At 70.7% G+C, this 18,643-nt stretch carries 20 protein-coding genes; 10 read left to right on the top strand and 10 right to left on the bottom strand.

Features of this window, described 5'->3' with window-relative positions; all coding sequences use genetic code 11:
• The 4 genes from GT030_RS34080 to xylB all read right to left on the bottom strand — a co-directional run.
• Positions 1–978: GAF domain-containing protein (locus GT030_RS34080; RefSeq protein WP_161204368.1), on the bottom strand; the 978-nt coding region annotated here is incomplete at its 3' end.
• 77 nt (positions 979–1,055) lie between these two features.
• Positions 1,056–1,652 carry an N-acetylmuramoyl-L-alanine amidase gene (locus GT030_RS34075; protein ID WP_202460909.1) on the bottom strand — a complete coding sequence of 199 codons (597 nt, stop codon included), beginning with the start codon at positions 1,650–1,652 and terminating at the stop codon, positions 1,056–1,058.
• 481 nt (positions 1,653–2,133) lie between these two features.
• On the bottom strand, positions 2,134–3,342 hold the full coding sequence (locus GT030_RS34070) for an ROK family transcriptional regulator (RefSeq protein ID WP_161204366.1): 1,209 nt from the start codon (positions 3,340–3,342) through the stop codon (positions 2,134–2,136).
• A 94-nt stretch (positions 3,343–3,436) separates the two neighbouring features.
• Positions 3,437–4,882: a xylulokinase gene (xylB, locus tag GT030_RS34065; RefSeq protein ID WP_161204365.1), complete on the bottom strand. Its 1,446-nt coding sequence runs from the start codon at positions 4,880–4,882 to the stop codon at positions 3,437–3,439.
• Between the two features lie 159 nt (positions 4,883–5,041).
• Here xylB and xylA point away from each other — a divergent pair, with 159 nt between their 5' ends.
• A complete protein-coding gene (xylA, locus tag GT030_RS34060; RefSeq protein ID WP_161204364.1) occupies positions 5,042–6,208 on the top strand; it encodes a xylose isomerase in 1,167 nt (388 codons plus the stop codon).
• 189 nt (positions 6,209–6,397) lie between these two features.
• Complete coding sequence (locus tag GT030_RS34055) at positions 6,398–6,580, top strand: hypothetical protein (RefSeq protein ID WP_086693740.1); 183 nt, start codon at positions 6,398–6,400, stop codon at positions 6,578–6,580.
• Between the two features lie 27 nt (positions 6,581–6,607).
• Here the strand turns inward: GT030_RS34055 and GT030_RS34050 are convergent, their stop codons facing one another.
• Together GT030_RS34050 and GT030_RS34045 are read right to left on the bottom strand one after the other, a co-directional pair.
• Positions 6,608–7,471, bottom strand: coding sequence for a hypothetical protein (locus tag GT030_RS34050; RefSeq protein WP_161204363.1), 864 nt, complete (start codon positions 7,469–7,471; stop codon positions 6,608–6,610).
• 140 nt (positions 7,472–7,611) lie between these two features.
• Entirely contained in the window at positions 7,612–7,908 is a 297-nt protein-coding gene (locus tag GT030_RS34045; protein ID WP_161204362.1) for a hypothetical protein, read from the bottom strand.
• A 94-nt stretch (positions 7,909–8,002) separates the two neighbouring features.
• Here GT030_RS34045 and GT030_RS34040 point away from each other — a divergent pair, with 94 nt between their 5' ends.
• Positions 8,003–8,908, top strand: a complete 906-nt coding sequence (locus tag GT030_RS34040) for an oxygenase MpaB family protein (protein ID WP_161204361.1) — start codon at positions 8,003–8,005, stop codon at positions 8,906–8,908.
• Between the two features lie 26 nt (positions 8,909–8,934).
• Here GT030_RS34040 and GT030_RS34035 read toward each other — a convergent pair whose 3' ends face one another.
• Positions 8,935–9,534, bottom strand: coding sequence for a class I SAM-dependent methyltransferase (locus GT030_RS34035; protein ID WP_161204360.1), 600 nt, complete (start codon positions 9,532–9,534; stop codon positions 8,935–8,937).
• 173 nt (positions 9,535–9,707) lie between these two features.
• On the opposite strand from GT030_RS34035, the gene GT030_RS34030 reads away from it, so the two are divergent.
• From GT030_RS34030 to GT030_RS34010, 5 genes are all read left to right on the top strand, one after another.
• Positions 9,708–10,481, top strand: coding sequence for an MHYT domain-containing protein (locus GT030_RS34030; RefSeq protein ID WP_161204359.1), 774 nt, complete (start codon positions 9,708–9,710; stop codon positions 10,479–10,481).
• Positions 10,482–10,529: 48 nt separating this feature from the next.
• Positions 10,530–13,043: a sensor histidine kinase gene (locus GT030_RS34025; protein ID WP_161204358.1), complete on the top strand. Its 2,514-nt coding sequence runs from the start codon at positions 10,530–10,532 to the stop codon at positions 13,041–13,043.
• Positions 13,040–13,477: a roadblock/LC7 domain-containing protein gene (locus GT030_RS34020; RefSeq protein WP_161204357.1), complete on the top strand. Its 438-nt coding sequence runs from the start codon at positions 13,040–13,042 to the stop codon at positions 13,475–13,477. The genes GT030_RS34025 and GT030_RS34020 overlap by 4 nt, the downstream gene beginning before the upstream one ends.
• A gap of 18 nt (positions 13,478–13,495) precedes the next feature.
• Positions 13,496–13,909, top strand: a complete 414-nt coding sequence (locus tag GT030_RS34015) for a DUF742 domain-containing protein (protein ID WP_161204356.1) — start codon at positions 13,496–13,498, stop codon at positions 13,907–13,909.
• A gap of 190 nt (positions 13,910–14,099) precedes the next feature.
• A complete protein-coding gene (locus tag GT030_RS34010; protein WP_086692341.1) occupies positions 14,100–14,702 on the top strand; it encodes an ATP/GTP-binding protein in 603 nt (200 codons plus the stop codon).
• A 7-nt stretch (positions 14,703–14,709) separates the two neighbouring features.
• Here the strand turns inward: GT030_RS34010 and GT030_RS34005 are convergent, their stop codons facing one another.
• Positions 14,710–15,138 carry a PPOX class F420-dependent oxidoreductase gene (locus tag GT030_RS34005; protein ID WP_161204355.1) on the bottom strand — a complete coding sequence of 143 codons (429 nt, stop codon included), beginning with the start codon at positions 15,136–15,138 and terminating at the stop codon, positions 14,710–14,712.
• Positions 15,139–15,230: 92 nt separating this feature from the next.
• On the opposite strand from GT030_RS34005, the gene GT030_RS34000 reads away from it, so the two are divergent.
• Both GT030_RS34000 and GT030_RS33995 read left to right on the top strand, forming a co-directional pair.
• A complete protein-coding gene (locus GT030_RS34000) occupies positions 15,231–15,644 on the top strand; it encodes a roadblock/LC7 domain-containing protein (RefSeq protein ID WP_030803533.1) in 414 nt (137 codons plus the stop codon).
• Between the two features lie 126 nt (positions 15,645–15,770).
• The gene (locus tag GT030_RS33995; RefSeq protein WP_161204354.1) at positions 15,771–16,835 is read left to right on the top strand and encodes a DUF6397 family protein; all 1,065 of its coding nucleotides are present in this window, start codon (positions 15,771–15,773) and stop codon (positions 16,833–16,835) included.
• Here the strand turns inward: GT030_RS33995 and GT030_RS33990 are convergent.
• Both GT030_RS33990 and GT030_RS33985 read right to left on the bottom strand, forming a co-directional pair.
• The gene (locus GT030_RS33990; RefSeq protein WP_161204353.1) at positions 16,822–17,688 is read right to left on the bottom strand and encodes an acyl-CoA thioesterase II; all 867 of its coding nucleotides are present in this window, start codon (positions 17,686–17,688) and stop codon (positions 16,822–16,824) included. The genes GT030_RS33995 and GT030_RS33990 overlap by 14 nt on opposite strands.
• A 19-nt stretch (positions 17,689–17,707) precedes the next feature.
• Positions 17,708–18,643: DUF3516 domain-containing protein (locus tag GT030_RS33985; RefSeq protein WP_161204352.1), on the bottom strand; the 936-nt coding region annotated here is incomplete at its 5' end.

Genomic DNA, 18,643 nt, shown 5'->3' with positions numbered 1-18,643 from the left:
CAACTGCCGTTCGACCAGAGCCGCGTCGCACTCGACCGGCACGGAGAGCCGGTAGGGCCGGGACGCCAGCAGTCCGGGCGGCAGCAGCGGGCGCAGTCTGGCGAGCTCGGCGCGCAAGGTCACCGGTGTCACCGACTCGTCCGCGTACAGCGCGCACAGCAGCTCGTCCCCGGTCATGCCCTCGGGATGCCGGGCCAGGAGCACGAGAACCTCGCTGTGCCGACGGCTCAGCCTGATCCGGCGCCCCCCACCCGGACGGAGTTCCGCCTCGTCCCGGCCCAGCACGCTCAGCGTGACCGTGTCTTCCGCCTGCTTCGGTGGGGCGACCAGGCTGAGCTGCGACTCGGCCGCGCGTGCCACCGCCTGCACGAAGCCCAGGCTGTGCGGGTGCGCCAGACCGTCCCCTCCGGTGATGTCGACGGCTCCCAGGACCCGGCCCGTGTGCGGATCGTGGATCGGCGCGGCCGCACAGGTCCACGGCTGCACCCGCCTTATGAAGTGCTCCGCCGCGAAGACCTGCACCGGACGGTCCACCGCCACCGCTGTTCCCGGCGCGTTGGTGCCGACAGCCGCTTCCGACCAGCGCGCCCCGGGAACGAAGTTCATCCGGTCCGCCCGCCGCAACGTCGTCGGATGCCCCTCGACCCACATCAGCCTGCCGTGCGCATCGCACACCGCGAGCAGATGCGAGCCCTCGGCGGCGAACGTGCCCACCAGCTCCCGGACCAACGGCATCACCTTGGCCAGAGGATGTTCGGCGCGGTATGCGCCCAGGTCGTCGTCGGTCAGTTCCACGCTCGCGGTGCCGTCCGGCCCGACGCCGGCCCGTGCGCTGCGCCGCCAGGACTCGGCCACCACTGGCCGGACCGGACGCGCGACCGTGCCGGCGGTCGTGAAGGTCTCATGCGCTCGGCGTAGCGCCCGGACTCTTTCGCCTGGGTCGGCTCCCGGCTCCAGAGCCACCCACTGATCGGTCAACTCGTCCTCCCCACCAGGGAATCAACTGGGCCATCGTCACGCGGGGCTCGGCTGTGGACAACCGGGCCGACAGGAGGTCAGGAGAAATTGACGAGTCTGATGTAGCGGACCCAGTCCCAGTTCACCCCCGGGTCGGTGTGATCGGTGCCGGCTACCTGGTAGTGGCCGATGATGTGCTCCCGGTCCTTCGGGATGCCGTACGTGTTGCACACCGCGGCCGTCAGTCTCGCGGACTGCTCGTAGAGCGCGTTCGTGAAGTAGGCCGGCTGGTCCACCCAGCCCTCGTGCTCGATGCCGATGCTCCGGGTGTTGTACCCCCAGTCGCCCGCGTGCCAGGCGACGTCCGCCTCCCGGACGCACTGGGCGACATGGCCGTCCGCCGAGCGCACGAGATAGTGCGCCGACACCTTCTTGTCGGTGTTCCGGAAGATGGCCAGAGTGTTGGTGTAGGTCTCCTGGGTGACATGGATGATCACCCGGTCGATCTTGTAGGCCGTCGGCCGGCTGGACACCGTGTAATTGCCGCTGCTCGCGGGCTGCCATTCGCCGGGCGGGTAGTCGACCGCCGCCTGCGCGGCCGCCTGGGGGCCGGGGAGGAGTGCGTAGGGGACGGCGGCGAGCGCCGCGCCCTTGAGGATGCCGCGTCGGGTGAGGTGGGTACGGGGCTGGTTCATCTCCATCGTCGGCTGCCCTTCAGCAGTGTGAGGTGTCATCTGCCCTGTAAGCAAAGGCAGTTGGGGATGAGGGCGCGCGGGATCGTGGTGTGTGCGGATGCGTCTGTACGGCGGGGGTGCACGTCCAGTTCAGCGGAGCCCGGCACGTATGACCGACACAGTGTCAGCTCCGGTCGGCGGGAACCGGGAATGGTCGTCGTGGTGTGGGTTGTGGCGTCGTGCCCCGGTCGCTTTCGCGTACATGTATCCCCCGATGCATGTGGTAGATGGTGCTCAGCCCGTGTACGGCCTGAGCTTCCGCCGTTGAGATCCGGCGGTTGCGGCTCGCGTGAATCACGGTACGGCGCGGGGGAATTGGGCAGAAGGGTGAGCGCCGAGTCCGTGGACAACGGGCGGATTGTGGATAAGTCGGCCACCCGTTCGAGGGAGTTCGGGTGTCGGTGAGCGTGGCGGGCTTCCGCAACGGGCATCCGCCGAAGTGTCAGGGCCGTTCCGCCACCATCGCCGGATCATCCAGGACGGCCCGTACCACCGAATGCGCCGCACCGAGCAGCGGACCCTCCGGACCCAGCTCGGACACCGCCACGGGACATGCCGGACCGGCTGTGCGACTGCGCAGCTCACGTTGCAGAGAGGGGAGAAGCCATGGAGAGAGGGCCGCCAGCGCGCCCCCCAGGACGACCGTGTCCGGGTCCAGGAGATTGACAGCCCCGGTCAGGGCGATGCCGAGCGCCGTACCCGCTTCCCGCAGCGCCGAGCGCACGTCCTCGTCGCCCGCTTCCGCCCGCTCCGCGAGCAGCCCCACCACGTCATCGCGGGGTTCGATCCCGGCCGCCCGCAGTACGGCCTCCTCGCCGGCGTACTGCTCCAGGCAGCCGCGTCCGCCGCATGGGCAGGGAGGTCCGTCCGGCCGGACCGGAACATGGCCCAGCTCTCCGGCGAAGCCACGGGTTCCACGGAGCAGCTGGCCGTTCACGACGATCGCCGCACCGATGCCGATCTCCGCAGACACATGCAGGAACTCTCGCGGCCTGCCGGCACCGAGCCACAGCTCCGCCAGCGCGCCGAAGTTGGCCTCGTTGTCCACGGCCAGGGGCACCCCGCTGGCCAGTACACCGCCGAGATCGGTGTCGTGCCAGCCGAGGTTGGGGGCCCGCACGACAGTGCGGCCGTCGCGGGCGATCAGACCGGGAACGGCGACCGCGAGCCCCGCGACCCACAGACCGTCCTTCTCCACCTCGGCCGTGACCTGCTGGAGAAGCGAGGTCAGCTCCTCGGCCACGGATTCCGGGGAGCGCCCTCGGTTCGCGCCGCGCCGCACGGCCCGCGCACGAACGGCGCCCCGCAGGTCGACCGCACACACTGCGAGATGATCCACCCCGATCTCCGCCCCGACCCCCGCAGGACCACTCCCGCTCACCGCGAGCGCGGAGCCGGGCCGTCCCACCCGGCTCGGTCGTTCGGGGCCCAACTCCTCCAGCAGGCCCCAGCGGGTCAGCTCGTCCACGAGAGACGACACGGCCGCCCGTGTGAGACCTATGCGCGAGGCGACCGTGGCGCGCGACAGCGGGCCGTCCGAGCTGACGGCGTGCATGACCCGAGCCAGGTTGCGGCGACGCATGCCCTGCTGGGTGTCAGGCAGGGCGCGTCCGCTTCCCGTCGGTCGGCTGTCGTGCGGCGGTGCGGTCATGCCTCCGTCGATCCTCGGTTTCTGTGGTCCCTGCCCGGCTTGTGGTTCGGTCGCTCGCTGCCGGACACGGTGCGCAACCCACTTGGGGGCGGGGTCAGAGGGAGTTCGCACCCCGCTCCAGCAGCGGGGACGCGTCGGAGAGTACCCCGGCGATCCGGTCCAGGGCTTCCTCGTCCCGCTCCACAGCGTCCAGGACCCGTCCCTCCGTGGTGTTCCAGCGGCGGGCAACGGCCGCCGGGTCCTCACCGGTCAGCAGTCCCGCAGCCTGAGCGGCCGCGCCAAGGGCGACCAGTTCCTTCGCTTCGGGTACCCGTACCGGCCGCCCGGACAGCCGGCGCACCGTCTCCTGCCAGGCCGTGCCGCGGGCGCCACCGCCGATCAGCAGCAAAGGAGTGGTGCGGTCGGCGTCCTCGTCCAGAACCAGGTCGAGTGCGCCGAGCAGCGAGTGCACCGCGCCGTCGTAGGCGGACTGGAGCACCTGGCCGGCGGTCGTGTCATGGCGGAGGCCGTGCAGCAGACCCGAGGCGTGGGGCAGGTTGGGGGTGCGCTCACCGTCGAGGTACGGGAGCAGGGTGACCGAGGTGCCGGGCTCCACGGCCTCCCGGTCCAGCCCCAGGAGGGCCGCGACCCGGTCCACGGCGAGGGTGCAGTTCAGGGTGCAGGCCAGTGGCAGCCAGTCGCCGTGCGCGTCGGCGAATCCCGCCACAGTGCCGGTCGGGTCCGTTGGGCGGCGCTTGGAGACCGCGTACACGGTGCCCGAGGTGCCGAGGCTGAGCACCGGAGTGCCAGGTCGCAGGCCCAGACCCAGCGCGGCGGCAGCGTTGTCCCCGGTACCCGACGCCACCAGCGTGCCCTTGGAGAACGGCAGGTCATGGCCGTCGCGCACGGTGCCGGCCACCTCGCCGGGCCGCACCACCCGAGGCAGTAGCGCCGGGTCGAGTCCCACGTGCGCCAGGGTCTCCTCGTCGTACGACTCCGTCACGGACGCCCACCAGCCGGTGCCGGAGGCATCGCCGCGATCGGTCGTGCCGAGGCCGGTGAGGCGCTCGGTGAGGTAGTCGTGGGGGAGACGTACCGCCCTGGTGGCGCGCACCGCGTCCGGCTCGTGCTCCGCCAGCCACGCCCACTTGGTCACCGTGAACGAGGCGCCCGGCACGCTGCCCGTGCGCTCCGCCCAGGCGTCGGGGCCGCCCAACTCCTCCACGAGACGCCGGGCCTGCGGGGCCGAGCGCACATCGTTCCAGAGCAGCGCGGGACGCACCGGCTCGCCGTGCGCGTCCAGGGTGACCAGGCCGTGCTGCTGGCCGCCGATCGACACTGCCGCCGCCTCGTGCGCCGCGTCGCCGCACTGGCGCAGCGCCTCGCACAGCGCGTCCCACCACTGACGCGGATCGCTCTCCCGTCCCACGCCCGAGGTCACCTTGTGCGCGGCCTGGCCGCTCGCCACCACCCGCCCGGTGGACGCGTCGACGACGAGTGCCTTGGTGGACTGTGTGGACGTGTCCACACCGACGACGAGCGGACCCTCGGCTGCTGACATCGGGCTCTCCCTCTTCCGCGGCGTCATCGACCGGCAGCGACGCCGTTCATCGATGGCGCCCCGGCGTCGAAGACATCTGGTCTCTTCCCAGAGGCGCCTTCGCATACTAATTTGTAAACGGCCATGACGAAATAGTCGTACGCACCAAGGAGCCGCGGCATGAACTACCAGCCCACCCCCGAGGACAAGTTCACCTTCGGTCTGTGGACCGTCGGCTGGCAGGGGAGGGACCCGTTCGGCGACGCCACCCGCCGCGCCCTCGACCCGGTCGAGTCGGTGCAGCGCCTGGCCGAGCTGGGCGCCCACGGCGTGACCTTCCACGACGACGACCTGATCCCCTTCGGCGCCTCCGAGACCGAGCGCGAGTCGCACATCAAGCGCTTCCGCCAGGCTCTGGACGCGACCGGTATGGCCGTGCCGATGGCGACCACCAACCTCTTCACCCACCCCGTCTTCAAAGACGGCGCATTCACCGCCAACGACCGCGACGTGCGCCGCTACGCGCTCCGCAAGACGATCCGCAACATCGACCTCGCCGCCGAACTGGGCGCCAAGACCTACGTCGCCTGGGGCGGCCGCGAGGGCGCCGAGTCCGGTGGCGCCAAGGACGTGCGGGCGGCTCTGGACCGTATGAAGGAGGCGTTCGACCTCCTCGGCGAGTACGTCACCGCGCAGGGTTACGACATCCGCTTCGCCATCGAGCCCAAGCCCAACGAGCCGCGCGGCGACATTCTGCTCCCCACCGTCGGACACGCGCTCGCCTTCATCGAGCGTCTGGAGCGTCCCGAGCTCTACGGCGTCAATCCCGAGGTCGGGCACGAGCAGATGGCCGGGCTCAACTTCCCGCACGGCATCGCGCAGGCGCTGTGGGCGGACAAGCTCTTCCACATCGACCTCAACGGCCAGTCGGGCATCAAGTACGACCAGGACCTGCGCTTCGGAGCCGGTGACCTGCGTGCCGCCTTCTGGCTCGTCGACCTCCTGGAGAGCGCCGGCTACGAGGGCCCCCGGCACTTCGACTTCAAGCCGCCGCGCACCGAGGACCTCGACGGCGTCTGGGCTTCGGCCGCCGGATGCATGCGGAACTACCTCATCCTGAAGGACCGCGCGGCCGCCTTCCGTGCCGATCCGGAGGTGCAGGAGGCGCTGCGTGCGTCGCGGCTGGACGAGCTGGCGCAGCCCACGGCTGCGGACGGCCTCGACGCCCTGCTGGCCGACAATTCGGCCTTCGAGGACTTCGACGTGGACTCCGCCGCTGCGCGGGGCATGGCCTTCGAGCGGCTCGACCAGTTGGCGATGGACCACCTGCTCGGCGCCCGCGGCTGACGGGAGGGCGCGTGGCCAGTCCGTTGTGGCTGGTCACGCGCGCCCTGCGGTGGCCTTCGACCTGGGTCTCAGGGGTTCCTCAGGGTTGGCTTCAGGGATGTCTCAGGGGCGGTGGCCGGAACCGTGAGGCGCTCGCGACCGTTTCCCATGCAGAGAGCGGCAGTGGTCGTGACGTAGGAGGCGGAGTTCATGTCGAGAAACGCGAAGATCGCCGTGGGTGGCGTGGCGGTCGGGCTGATCCTTCTGATCTGGCTGCCCTGGTGGGCGGCGCTGCTGATCATCGTGGGCGTGCCCGCCGCCGCGTACCTGACGTTGGACCCTTCCCAGCGGCGCAGGCTGCGCCGGGTGGCACGCAAGGAGATAGGCCGCTGACGCCTTTGGGCGGCGCTTCGCACGGGGTCACAGTGGGCGTACGGCGATCTTGTCCAGCCCTTCCAGCAGGCCGGGGAGTTCCGGGCCCCGTCCCACGGGGATGACCTCGCCTGGTTCCGTGTCGAGCAGGATGAACGCGATGTCGTCCGTCCGGGCCACGATCGACCATCCGGGACCGTCGGCACGCAGGGTACGCGCGTCTCCGGGGGCGAACGACGAGCGGACGCGTCCGAGGGGCGGCGGGGCGTCGATGTAGGCGCGTGCCTCCGCGAGTACCTGGCGGACGCCGGGATGGCCGGGCCTGGCGGTGCCTTCCGGCTCGGTCTGCGGTGCCGCTTCGGCCTCCGGGGCGGTTGCCTCGGTTCCGGAAGTCTGCTTGTTCGGCAGGACATCGGCGTCGTCGAGCCGGCCACGCCACTCGGCCCACTGGAGCGCTATCTCGTCCGCGCCGAGGCGTCGCTGGGCCGGTCCCCAGGTGCCGGTATCGGGTGGGGTGAGAGGAGGGGGGTCCGTGGCCTCGGTGTCCGGGTCGTGCGGGGCCGGTACATCGGGTGCGGCGACGGCAAGCGCCAGGGGCCAGCCGGGCAGGGCCGCCACGAGGGTGCGCTCGTCGGGCGACAACTCGTACTCCATGCCGCAGTCCCAGGAAGCTATCGCCACCGCGACCAGGGACACGTCGTCGATGACGGCCGTCCACCGGGCCCCGTCTCCGTCCTGCCCGAGAACCAGGCCGTACCCCTCGTCGAGCGGCGTGAGACCGAGCGCCGCGCAGGCCGCGGGATAGTCGTCACCGAGCACGCTCGGGAACTGCGCCGGTGTCAGCAGCACCGCCGTCAACACGTAGAGCGCCTCGTCCGCGGCAGCCACGGGTGCATCGTCCGACCCGGCCATCTCAGCCTCCCCAGTGGTTCCTCCGTCGGCGCGCACCCTAGTGCGCGGGGGAGAGGCTTGTCACGACTCCGTGCACCGGGCGGAGCTGCGGTTTTCCTGCCGGACGGGGGCGAAACACCCCTTGGCCGTCAAGAGTCTCCTCAGTCCGGGGGCAGGCCCAGCAGATCCCGGGCCACCGCCCGAGGGGTCGTGGAGCGCTCGCGGGCGAGGGCGACCACGGCACGGCTCGCCAACTCGCCCACACCGAAGGAGAGTGCCTCCGGCGACACCCACGACGACGCCTCATCGACTCCGTCCTGGTCGTCCCGCGCGCGGGCCGCCACGTAGGCAGCAGCGGCCTCGAAGAGGTTGTGCGCGCGCGGCTTCGGCTCGGTGGGTGCCTCCCCGCGCGAGGAAAGACCCAGCCTGGCGACGTACTTGTGGATCATGCCGAACATGCGAACCACCTTTCCCCGGCCGGGGCTCGCTCATCACACATGTCTCGTCACTCAAAGTAGAGTTGGAACTACCGCGACAGAAGGGGACCTCACGGTGAAACGCTTCGAGCGGCTCGACCAGATCCGGCGGATGGACCCGGTCGCCGACGCCCCGGAGATCTACCGGCTCAGCGCCGCGTTCGAATTTCCCTGGGACTACACAAGAGCGCTGGAACTGGCCCTCTACCGCACCTATGCCGTCCCCAGCATCGGCCGGCTGCTCGCCGACACGGCGGAGCTGACCGAGCGCTCACAGCGGCGGTACGACGACACCGCCCTGCTGCTCGACGCCGTCATGGAGCACGGCTTCGCGACCCAGGAGGGCCGTACCGCGATCCGGCGCATCAACCAGATGCACCGCAGCTACGACATCAGCGCCGACGACATGCGCTATGTGCTCTCGACCTTCGTCGTCATGCCCAGACGCTGGATCGACACCTACGGCTGGCGACGGCTGTCCCGGCACGAGATCGTCGCCACCACCGAGTACTACCGCACCCTCGGGCGCCACATGGGCATTCCCGGCATCCCGGAGACATTCGAGGAGTTCGAGGCTCTCCTCGACTCCTACGAGAGGGAGCACTTCGCCTGGGACCAACGGTCCCGGCAGGTGTCCGACGCGACGCTCGACCTCATGACGTCCTGGTATCCACGTCCGCTCGCGCCGCTGTTGCGGACGGCGACTCTCGCCCTCCTCGACGAGCCTTTGCTGCGCGCCTTCCGCTACGAGGCGCCGAGCGCGACCGCCACCTTCCTGGTGCGCCGTGCCGTAAAGACCCGTGGACGGCTGGTCAGGCTGCTCCCGCCACGCCGCGCCCCTCACTTCGCCCGCCAGAACTGGGAGATCAAGAGCTACCCGAACGGCTATCGCACCGCCGATCTGGGCACACACCCGGTGCCGGGGATGGGTGGCTGCCCGGTGAGGCAGGTGAAGTTGACCGACGTGGTGGACTTGGACTGAGACGAGCAGCCGCAGTCAGTCCGGTTTCAGGGCTCGCGCACTGCCAGCGCGAGGAAGCGGCCGGGCTCGTCGGCGTAGGACGTCATGCGCCACCCGGAACGCCCGAGGAGAGGACCGAGGCTGGCCTCGGCCCGCAAGTCGTCCGGCGTCAGCTGCCTGCCCTGGCGAGCGGCCAACGCGGCCCGGCCGATGGGGTGGAACAGTGCCAGCGTGCCACCGGGCCGCACCACGCGGGCCAGTTCGCGCAGGTTCTCACCCGGCTCAGGGAGGTGGGCGATCAAACCCGCCGCGAAGACGGCGTCAAGGGACTCCGTCCGCACGGGAAGAGCGGTGACGTCGGCGAGCAGCAGAGCACCCTCCCGGCCCCGCCCGGCCTGCGAGGCGACTTCAAGCATGGCCCAGGTGAGATCGGCCCCGATCACCGTCCCGGACGACCCGACGGCGGCGCGCAGCGAGGGGAGTGCGCGGCCCGTGCCGCACCCCGCGTCGAGAACCCGGTCGCCCTCGTCCAGCCCCATCTCGGACACCGCGGCCGCGTAGGCGGGCCCGTCGTCGGGAAACCTGCTGTCCCAGCCAGCCGCCCGCGCGGTGAAGAACTCCTGGACGTGTGTGTGGTCGTCACTCATACTCCGATGATCTCTCACCGTCCCCATTGAGGCCGCACGCACAGGGATAGGCCGCGATGCGGTCCTTTCACCGCAACTCCACGTCATGTTCGGACACCCGGTGTGTCATGTTGTGGCAGCTTTCGAAATGCGCCCCCTGTGTACGCCCCTGCTCCGGCTAGCGTCCGTGGGCCATGGGACACCTTGACCACGCGGCCTTCGGCTGGCTGACCCCCGCGCTCTCGTATGCGATGGCCTGCATCGGCGCCGCACTAGGCCTGCGCTGTACCGTGCGCGCGCTGGCGACGACCGGCCGGGCCCGCCGCAACTGGCTGATCACGGCCGCCTCGGCGATCGGGACCGGCATCTGGACCATGCACTTCGTGGCGATGCTCGGCTTTCGCGTCAGCGGCACCGACATCCGCTACGACGTGCCGCTGACGATCCTGAGCCTCGTCGTCGCCATGGTCGTCGTGTGCGCGGGCGTCTTTGCCGTCGGCTACAGCAAGGACCGCAACCGCGCCCTCCTGGTCGGCGGCCTCACCACAGGCCTCGGCGTCGCCAGCATGCACTACCTGGGCATGGCCGCCGTCCGGCTGCACGGGGACGTGACCTACGACCCCGTGCTCGTCGGGCTGTCGGTCGTGATCGCGGTGGTCGCCGCGACGGCCGCGCTCTGGGCAGGCCTGAACATCAAGTCCCCGCTCGCGGTCACCCTCGCCTCCCTGGTCATGGGGGCGGCCGTCAGCAGCATGCACTACAGCGGCATGTTCGCGGTGAGCGTCCACGTCGACCCCTCCGGCGCGACCCTGCCGGGCGCCACGGCCATGCAGTTCATCTTCCCGCTCGCCGTGGGCCTCGGCTCCTACCTCTTCATCACCTCGGCCTTCGTCGCCCTCTCGCCCTCGGCGGACGAGCGCCAGGCGTCCGCCACCGCTCAACGGCCCGTCGAGGGCGCCGCCCACTAGCGCAAGCCCGGCCCGAGAGCCCCGACCCACTGCCCGAGCGAGGAGGCCATGCGCCCACCCCGTAGCACCCCGAAGGCCGGACCACCGGCGCAGTCCCCGACCCCGCTGCGCGGCCGGCGCGCACACGCCGGGCCCCCGGCCGACGAGGGCCCCGAGGCGTACCTCGACATGGCGCCGGACCACGCGGCGCCGAGCGCGGGCCGCTGGCACATGCGCCCCCGGACCGTGCGCGCCAAGGTGGTCTGCCTCCTGATGGTGCCGGTGGTCTCGCTCCTCGCGCTGTGGGCGTACGCCACCGTGACCACCGCTCAGGACGTGTCCAAGCTGCGCCAGTCCCAGCGGGTCGACGCCGAGCTGCGTACACCCGTCGCGGTCGCCGTCGCCGCGCTGCAGGCCGAACGGGCCGCCGCCGTACGGTACGCCGCCGAACCGAACGCGGCACGCCGAAACGATTTGCGCGGCCTCGCGGCCACCACCGACCGGGCGGTGGCGAAGCTGCGACTCGGCGACGACAGCACCGTCGCCGCCGGTCAGCAGCTCCCCGCGGGAGTCGGCAACCGTCTGCAGACCTTTGTCGGCGGCGTCGGGCAACTCCGCTCGCTGCGGACCGCCGTGCTCGGCCGCGAGGCGGACTGGGCCACAGCGTACGACCGGTACTCCAAGACCATCGGCACCGCGTTCGCCGTGGACGGAGCGCTCTCCGGCATCCAGGGGGCCGACGTCGGCTCCGACGCGCGCGTGCTGCTCGAGTTCTCTCGCGCCGCCGAAGCGCTGGCCCAGGAGAATGCCGTCCTCGGCAGCACGCGCACGGACGACACCCTCCGTGGCCGACGAGCCCTGCTGCTTGACGGTGCCGTCGCCAACCGGCGTGCCCTCATCCAGGTCGCCGTCGCCGACCTGCCCGCCGCCCAGCGCGACGCCTGGAACCGCGTCGCCCACGGCCGTGCCTACCTCGCACTCACTGCTACCGAGGACCGCCTCCTGGCCGCCGGCTCCGGAGCCAAGGCGGTCGACACGGCGCCCGGTTCGGGCTGGGCCACCGCCCACGCACGCGTGCAGGCCGACATGAGCACCATTGCGGCGGACACGAGCCGGGCGGTCGCGGGCCGTGCCGACCCGTTCACGCATGGCGTGCTGAGCCCGGCCGGCGCTGCCGTGCTCTTCGGCCTGGCCGCGGTCGTCGCCTCGCTCGTGATCTCGGTCCGGATCGGACGCGCGCTCGTGGTCGAGCTGGTGAGTCTGCGCAACGACGCTCTTGAGATCGCCCGCCGCAAACTCCCGGCGGCCATGCGGAAACTCCGGGCCGGTGCAGAGATCGACATCCGGGCGGAGGCGCCCGCCGGGCCGCCCGCCGAGGACGAGACCCGGCAGGTGGCGGAGGCCCTGAGGACGGTGCACCGGGCCGCCCTGCACGCCGCCGTGGAGCGCGCCGAACTCGCCAACGGCATCTCCGGGGTCTTCGTCAACCTCGCCCGCCGCAGCCAGGTGCTGGTCCACCGCCAGCTCAGTCTGCTGGACAGCATGGAACGCCGCTCCGACGATCCGAACGAGCTGAGCGACCTGTTCCGGCTCGACCACCTCACCACGCGCATGCGGCGCCACGCCGAGAGTCTGATCATCCTTTCCGGAGCGGCACCCGGCCGCGCCTGGCGCATGCCGGTGTCCCTGACCAACGTCGTTCGCGCGGCGGTATCGGAGATCGAGGACTACGCGCGCGTCGAGGTCCGTCAGCTCCCCGAAGCGGCCGTCATCGGGGCGGCCGTGGCCGACCTGACACATCTGCTCGCGGAACTGGTCGAGAACGCAGCCCAGTTCTCGCCGCCGCACACGCGCGTGCGCGTGTCCGGCGAACCGGTCGGCAACGGCTACGTCCTCGAGGTCGAGGACCGGGGCCTCGGCATGAGCGCCGAGACGCTCGTGGAGGCCAACCGCCGCATCGAGCAGTCCGAGACCCTGGACCTCTTCGACAGCGACCGCCTCGGCCTCTTCGTGGTCAGCAGACTCGCCGCCCGCCAGGGCATCAAGGTGCACCTGCGTACCTCCCCCTACGGCGGCACCACCGCGGTCGTTCTGCTGCCCACCGCCCTGGTCCACCAAGGGAACCCGGAGCAGCCCGCCGAAGCACCCCCGGCCCCTCAGGAGCCGGAACGTGCATACGCGCGCATGCCCGAGGTACCCGCCCCCGCCGCGGTGACCACCCAGACCGAGCGACCCGCCCTGGTCGCCACCGTGCCACCGCCTGCCGAACCCGTCCCTGACACACCGCCTCCCGGAGTCAGCACCTTGAGGCCCCACCGCCCGCCAACCGACTCCGAATCCTCGGACGACCTCCCGCGCCGCGTGCGCCAGGCCAGCCTCGCGCCCCAGCTCCGCAAGGAGCGCCCCGCCGAACCGGCAGCGGAACCCGAACCACCCAACGACGAGGGACGCACCCCGGAAACCGTGCGGGACCGCATGGCGGCCTACCGCGACGGCTGGGTCCGCGGCGGCGGCCGCCGTCCCGGCCGCGTCGCACCGGAGCCCGCAACGGGCAGCGACAGCACCGAAGGAGAACCCGCATGATCCAGGAGCCGAACACGACCGCCAACCAGCGATCCGGTGAACTCGACTGGCTCCTGGACGACCTGGTCAGGCGAGTGGGCGAAGTACGCCACGCCGTCGTGCTCTCCAACGACGGTCTCGCCGTCGGCGCTTCCACCGGCCTCGGCCGTGACGACGCCGAACACCTCGCCGCAGTGGCTTCCGGCTTCAACAGCCTGGCCAAGGGCACAGGACGCCATTTCGGCGCGGGCGGCGTGCGCCAGACCATGGTGGAGCTGGATGACGCCTTCCTCTTCGTGGTCTCCGCCGGCGACGGCTCCTGCCTCGCCGTCCTCACGGCCGCAACCGCCGACATCGGCCTGGTCGCCTACGAGATGGCACGCCTGGTCAGACGCGTGGGTGAACACCTCTACGCGGCACCGCGCGTCGTCTCACAGCCGCCCGCGGCGGGCTGACCGGGAAGGCCGGAACGGATGACCGAGAACCCGCCGGGAGACCTCCACGACGAGGGCAGCCAGTGGTACGACGGCGAGGCCGGACCCTTGGTCCGCCCCTACGCCATGACCGGCGGACGTACCCAGCCCGGCCCGGCCGGGGTGCCCCTCGACCTCATCGCGCTGGTCACCCTCGACCCCGCCGCGCCGGGCATGGACGGCGACAGCGCGCTGGGCCCGGAACACCGGACCCTGATCGAGCTGTGCCGCACCGAGACGCAGTCGGTCGCGGAACTCGCGGCCGACGCCGACCTGCCCGTGGGCGTGGTCCGCGTGCTCCTGGGCGACCTGCTGGAACTGGGCTGCGTCACCGTCAGCCGCCCGGTACCGCCCGCGCATCTGCCGGACGAGCGGATTCTGCGCGAGGTCATCGAAGGGTTGCGGGCCCTGTAGATGAACGTTCACGACCGACCCGGCGCCTCTTGGGCCGCCGTTCCGCACGCTTCCGGTGGTCAGTCGGCCGGAAGTCGGTCACATCTGGTGCTTTTCAGTCCGAACCCCCGAGGCGGTGGCGAAGTTGTCATGATGCTGACCTCCCGCCCGAGCACGTCGACCGCAGCCGGCCCTCCCGAGAGAAGTGATCATGGCCTCTGAGCACGTCGAAGCCGCCGACGACATCTCCGCCCTGGCGCTGAAGATACTGGTGGCGGGGGGATTCGGCGTCGGCAAGACCACACTGGTCGGCTCCGTCAGCGAGATCCGGCCGCTGCGCACCGAGGAACTGCTCAGCGAGGCGGGTCAGCTGGTCGACGACACCGACGGCGTGGACCGCAAGGTCACCACCACCGTGGCGATGGACTTCGGCCGCATCACCATCCGCTCCGGCCTCGCTCTCTACCTGTTCGGGACGCCGGGACAGGACCGGTTCTGGTTCATCTGGGACGAACTCTCGCAAGGAGCTCTCGGAGCCGTGGTCCTCGCCGACACCCGCCGCCTGGAGGACTGCTTTCCGGCGGTCGACTACTTCGAGCACCGGCGCATCCCGTTCGTCGTCGCCGTCAACTGCTTCCCCGGCGCGCGCCCCTACGGCGCCCAGGACGTCTCACGCGCCCTCGACCTGGACCAGGGAACGCCCGTGGTGCTCTGCGACGCCCGTGACCGCGACTCCGGCAAGGAGGTCCTGATCCGCCTCGTCGAGTACGCCGGGCGCATGCACACCGCCCGGCTTCTCGACTCGGTGAGCTGAGACCGCCTCAGTCCGCGAGATCCTGTACGGCCACCACATGGTCGATGTGCACTCGCACCAGCAGCTCACCCGGAACGCCGTTGCGGGCGCCGAACTCCTCGGCGCGGTTCTCGCCCATGTACCGCGCGGCGATCCGGGTGGCCCACCGGCGGATCTCGTCCAGGTCCTCGGACAACCGGGCCTGTCCGTTCAGTACCACGAACGAGAACGGCGGCCGGTCGTCGTCCACGCAGAGCGCTACCCGCGGGTCACGGGCGAGATTGCCCCCTTTCACTGTCTCCTCACCGGTGTTGAAGACCAGCTCGTCACCATCGAGCAGGAACCAGATGGGGGCGATATGAGGGCTTCCATCGGCCCTTACGGTCGCCAGCTTGCCGGTTCGGGTGCCGTAGGAGACGAACGCCCGCCATTCCTCGTCGGTCATCTTGTGTGCCATGAGCCCATCCTGCTTGCCCGGACGCCGGAGGTGGGGAAGGCTTGCGGACAGCTCCTCCAGCCAGGGGGAGAGGCCACACGGGGAGAACGAACATGGCGCAGAACCAGGGACTGGGTTGGCTCCTGGACGATCTCACCCAGCGCGTGGACCACGTGCGGCACGCGCTGGTGCTCTCGAACGACGGACTGGTCACCGGGGCGAGTACCGGACTGAGGCGCGAGGACGCGGAGCATCTGGCGGCCGTCTCCTCCGGACTGCACAGCCTGGCAAAGGGGTCGGGGCGCCACTTCGGCGCGGGCCGCGTCCGGCAGACCATGATCGAGTACGACGACGCCGTACTCTTCGTCACCGCGGCCGGACCCAGCAGTTGCCTGTGCCTGCTCAGCGGTGCGGAGGCGGACATCGGTCAGATCGCCTACGAGATGACGCTGCTTGTGAACCGCGTCGGCGAACACCTCGGCGTGAACGCCCGGCAGCCCGAACACTCTCCGGTCTCCGAACTCTGACCTGCGGGTTCACGGCAGTACGGAGGGTTATCCACAGGGCCGACACGGGGTGCGCGGAAATGGCTACGGTGTGTGCACGGCGAACGCGCAGGGCGTGAGCCGACCACTCCACGGGGGAGCAGAGCCATGCCGGGAACCACCATCGCATCTGTGACCACCCTGACCCCGGAGCGCCCCGCGCTCTGCCCCCCGAGCCGCGCGGCTCGGGAACTGGCCCTCAAGCGCTACGAGTTCGACCTGGCCGTCGAGCTGGGCCGCATTCGCGTCGTGTCCGACGGGGCAAGCGGCGGCCGACGAGTCGCTCGGACCGAGATCGCCCGCCTCCAGGCGCAGCCCGGCTTTCCCCAGACGCTTCGCGAGCGGGTGAGGGTCGTGGGCACCAAGGAGGGCGCCGCACTCATGGGCGTCTCCGAAGGCAGGTTCGCCAGGCTCGCCCGACTGGGACTGCTGGTGCCGGTGCGCTTCTACCTCAACCGGTACAGAGCCGTGGTGTGGCTGTATCTGGCCGAGGAGTTGCGGGAGTTCGTGGCGAACGGTGAGCACGCCGATCTGATGACGGGCAGGACGCCCGAGACACTCAGGAGCCAGTTGACGGCCGGGCTCGACCTGCGCCCCAGGAACTGGCGGGGACGTCACCTCGGGTTCCTGCTGTGGCAGGCCGACGACCCATGGGCGCGAGCCGGAGCCATTGCCGCCTTCCTGCCGAGCGAGGAGATCGCGGAGATCGTCGAAGTGCCTTATGAGCGGGCAAGGTTGGACCGCCTGAGGCCGAACCTGCCCGCGCACGGCGCCCCCGGATCACCTTCCGCGCTGCTCGGCGAGCAGATCATGACCGCGCGGGACGCGGACGAGATCGCGTGGCTGAGTGCGGATTTGGCGCGACAGTTGGAAGCGACACGTGCACGGTGGCCCACAGCATCACCAGTGCCGAGCCGGCGGGATCATGCCGCGCGACGACCGCGAGTACGACGAGTGCCCGCACTGCCGGTACCGCGACCTTCCGTCCCGGCAGCGCCGGTCGACATCGCCACGGCGCGAACATGCTCCGGCATCCCGGTCTCCGCGCCGCTGCCCGGAAGCGACCACGGGCCCTGTGTCACCAGGGCGCGACGGTCCCGAGGGCTGCTGACCTGGCTGCGTCGCGGAAGCCCCCGGAGCGCCCCGGCCGGCGATCACCCTAGAGGGACCTGAACAGGCCCTCCTGGACGACCGACACGAGCAGTTGCCCGTGCACGTCGTAGATGCGCCCGCGGGCCAGGCCACGGCCGCCGATGGCGATCGGGGACTCCTGGTCGTACAGGAACCACTCGTCGGCGCGGAACGGACGGTGGAACCACATGGCGTGGTCCAGCGACGCCATGTCGAAGTTCCGCTGACCCCACAGCGGCTCGACCGGGATGCGGACCGCGTCGAGCAGGGTCATGTCGCTCGCGTAGGTCAGCGCGCAGGTGTGGATCAGCGGGTCGTCGCCGAGCGGACCGACCGCGCGCATCCACACCGCGCTGCGCGGCTCGGCACCGTCGATGTCGTCGGTGTTCCAGCGCAGCCGGTCGACATAACGGATGTCGAAGGGCTGTCGGCGCGCCATCAGCTCCAACTGCTCCGGGAGCGCGCCCAGATGCTTCCGGATCTCCTCGACCACGGGCGGCAGGGACTCCGGGTCCGGCACCACACGGGCGGGCGGGAGCTGGTGCTCGAACGGTCCTTCCTCAGGCTTGTGAAAGGAGGCGGTCAGATTGAAGATCGTGCGGCCCTGCTGCACGGCCGTGACCCGGCGCGTGGTGAACGAGCGTCCGTCACGGACCCGCTCCACCTGGTACACGATCGGCACGCCCGGCCGGCCGGGACGCAGGAAGTACGCGTGCAGCGAGTGCACGGGGCGGTCGCCTTCCGTGGTGCGCCCCGCGGCGACCAGTGCCTGGCCCGCCACCTGGCCGCCGAAGACCCTCTGGAGGGACTCCTGCGGGCTGCGGCCGCGGAAGATGTTGACCTCGATCTGCTCCAGGTCGAGCAGATCGACCAGGCTCTCGGCCGGATTCGTCATCGGTGGGTTTCTCCTGTGCTCACAACTGACCGACATCGGTGACACGGACGACCGCACGGCCCTCCGCGTCGGACGCGGCGAGATCGACTTCCGCGCTGATGCCCCAGTCGTGGTCACCATTCGGGTCGTCGAAGATCTGACGGACGCGCCACAGCTTGTCCTGCGGCTCCTCCTTGATCACCAGCAGCTTGGGGCCGCGGGCGTCGGGGCCGGTGCCGAGGTCCTCGTACTCGTCCCAGTACTTGTCCATGGCCTCGCCCCACGCGTCCGCGTCCCAGCCGGAGTCGGCGTCCAGCTCGCCGAGTTCGTCGACCTGGTCGAGGGCGGCCAGCTCCACGCGGCGGAAGAGTGCGTTGCGGACCAGTACGCGGAAGGCGCGGGCGTTGGTGGTGACCGGCTTCACCTCGTCGGCCTTCTCCTGAGCCTCCTCGGCGGTCATCACCTCCGGGTTGGCGAGCTGCTCCCACTCGTCCAGGAGGCTGGAGTCGACCTGGCGGACCATCTCACCGAGCCACTCGATGAGGTCCTGGAGGTCCTCGGACTTCAGGTCGTCCGGGATGGTGTGGTCGAGGGTCTTGTAGGCGCTGGCGAGGTAGCGCAGCACGATGCCCTCGGTGCGGGCCAGCTCGTAGAGGGAGATCAGCTCCGTGAAGGACAGGGCGCGCTCGTACATGTCGCGGACGACCGACTTGGGCGAGAGCGGGTGGTCGCCGACCCAGGGGTGGCTCTTGCGGTAGGTGTCGTAGGCGTGGAAGAGCAGCTCTTCCATCGGCTTGGGGTAGCTGATGTCCTGGAGCCGCTCCATGCGCTCCTCGTACTCGACACCGTCCGCCTTCATCAGTGCCACGGCCTCACCGCGCGCCTTGTTCTGCTGGGCGGCGAGGATCTGACGCGGGTCGTCCAGGGTGGACTCGACGACGGACACCATGTCGAGGGCGTAGGACGGCGACTCGGG

It is taken from the genome of Streptomyces sp. SID1328 (assembly GCF_009865595.1).
GTDB lineage: Bacteria > Actinomycetota > Actinomycetes > Streptomycetales > Streptomycetaceae > Streptomyces > Streptomyces griseoluteus.
Note: the sequence above shows the minus strand (reverse complement) of the source record. Positions and strands in the feature narration are given on the sequence as shown.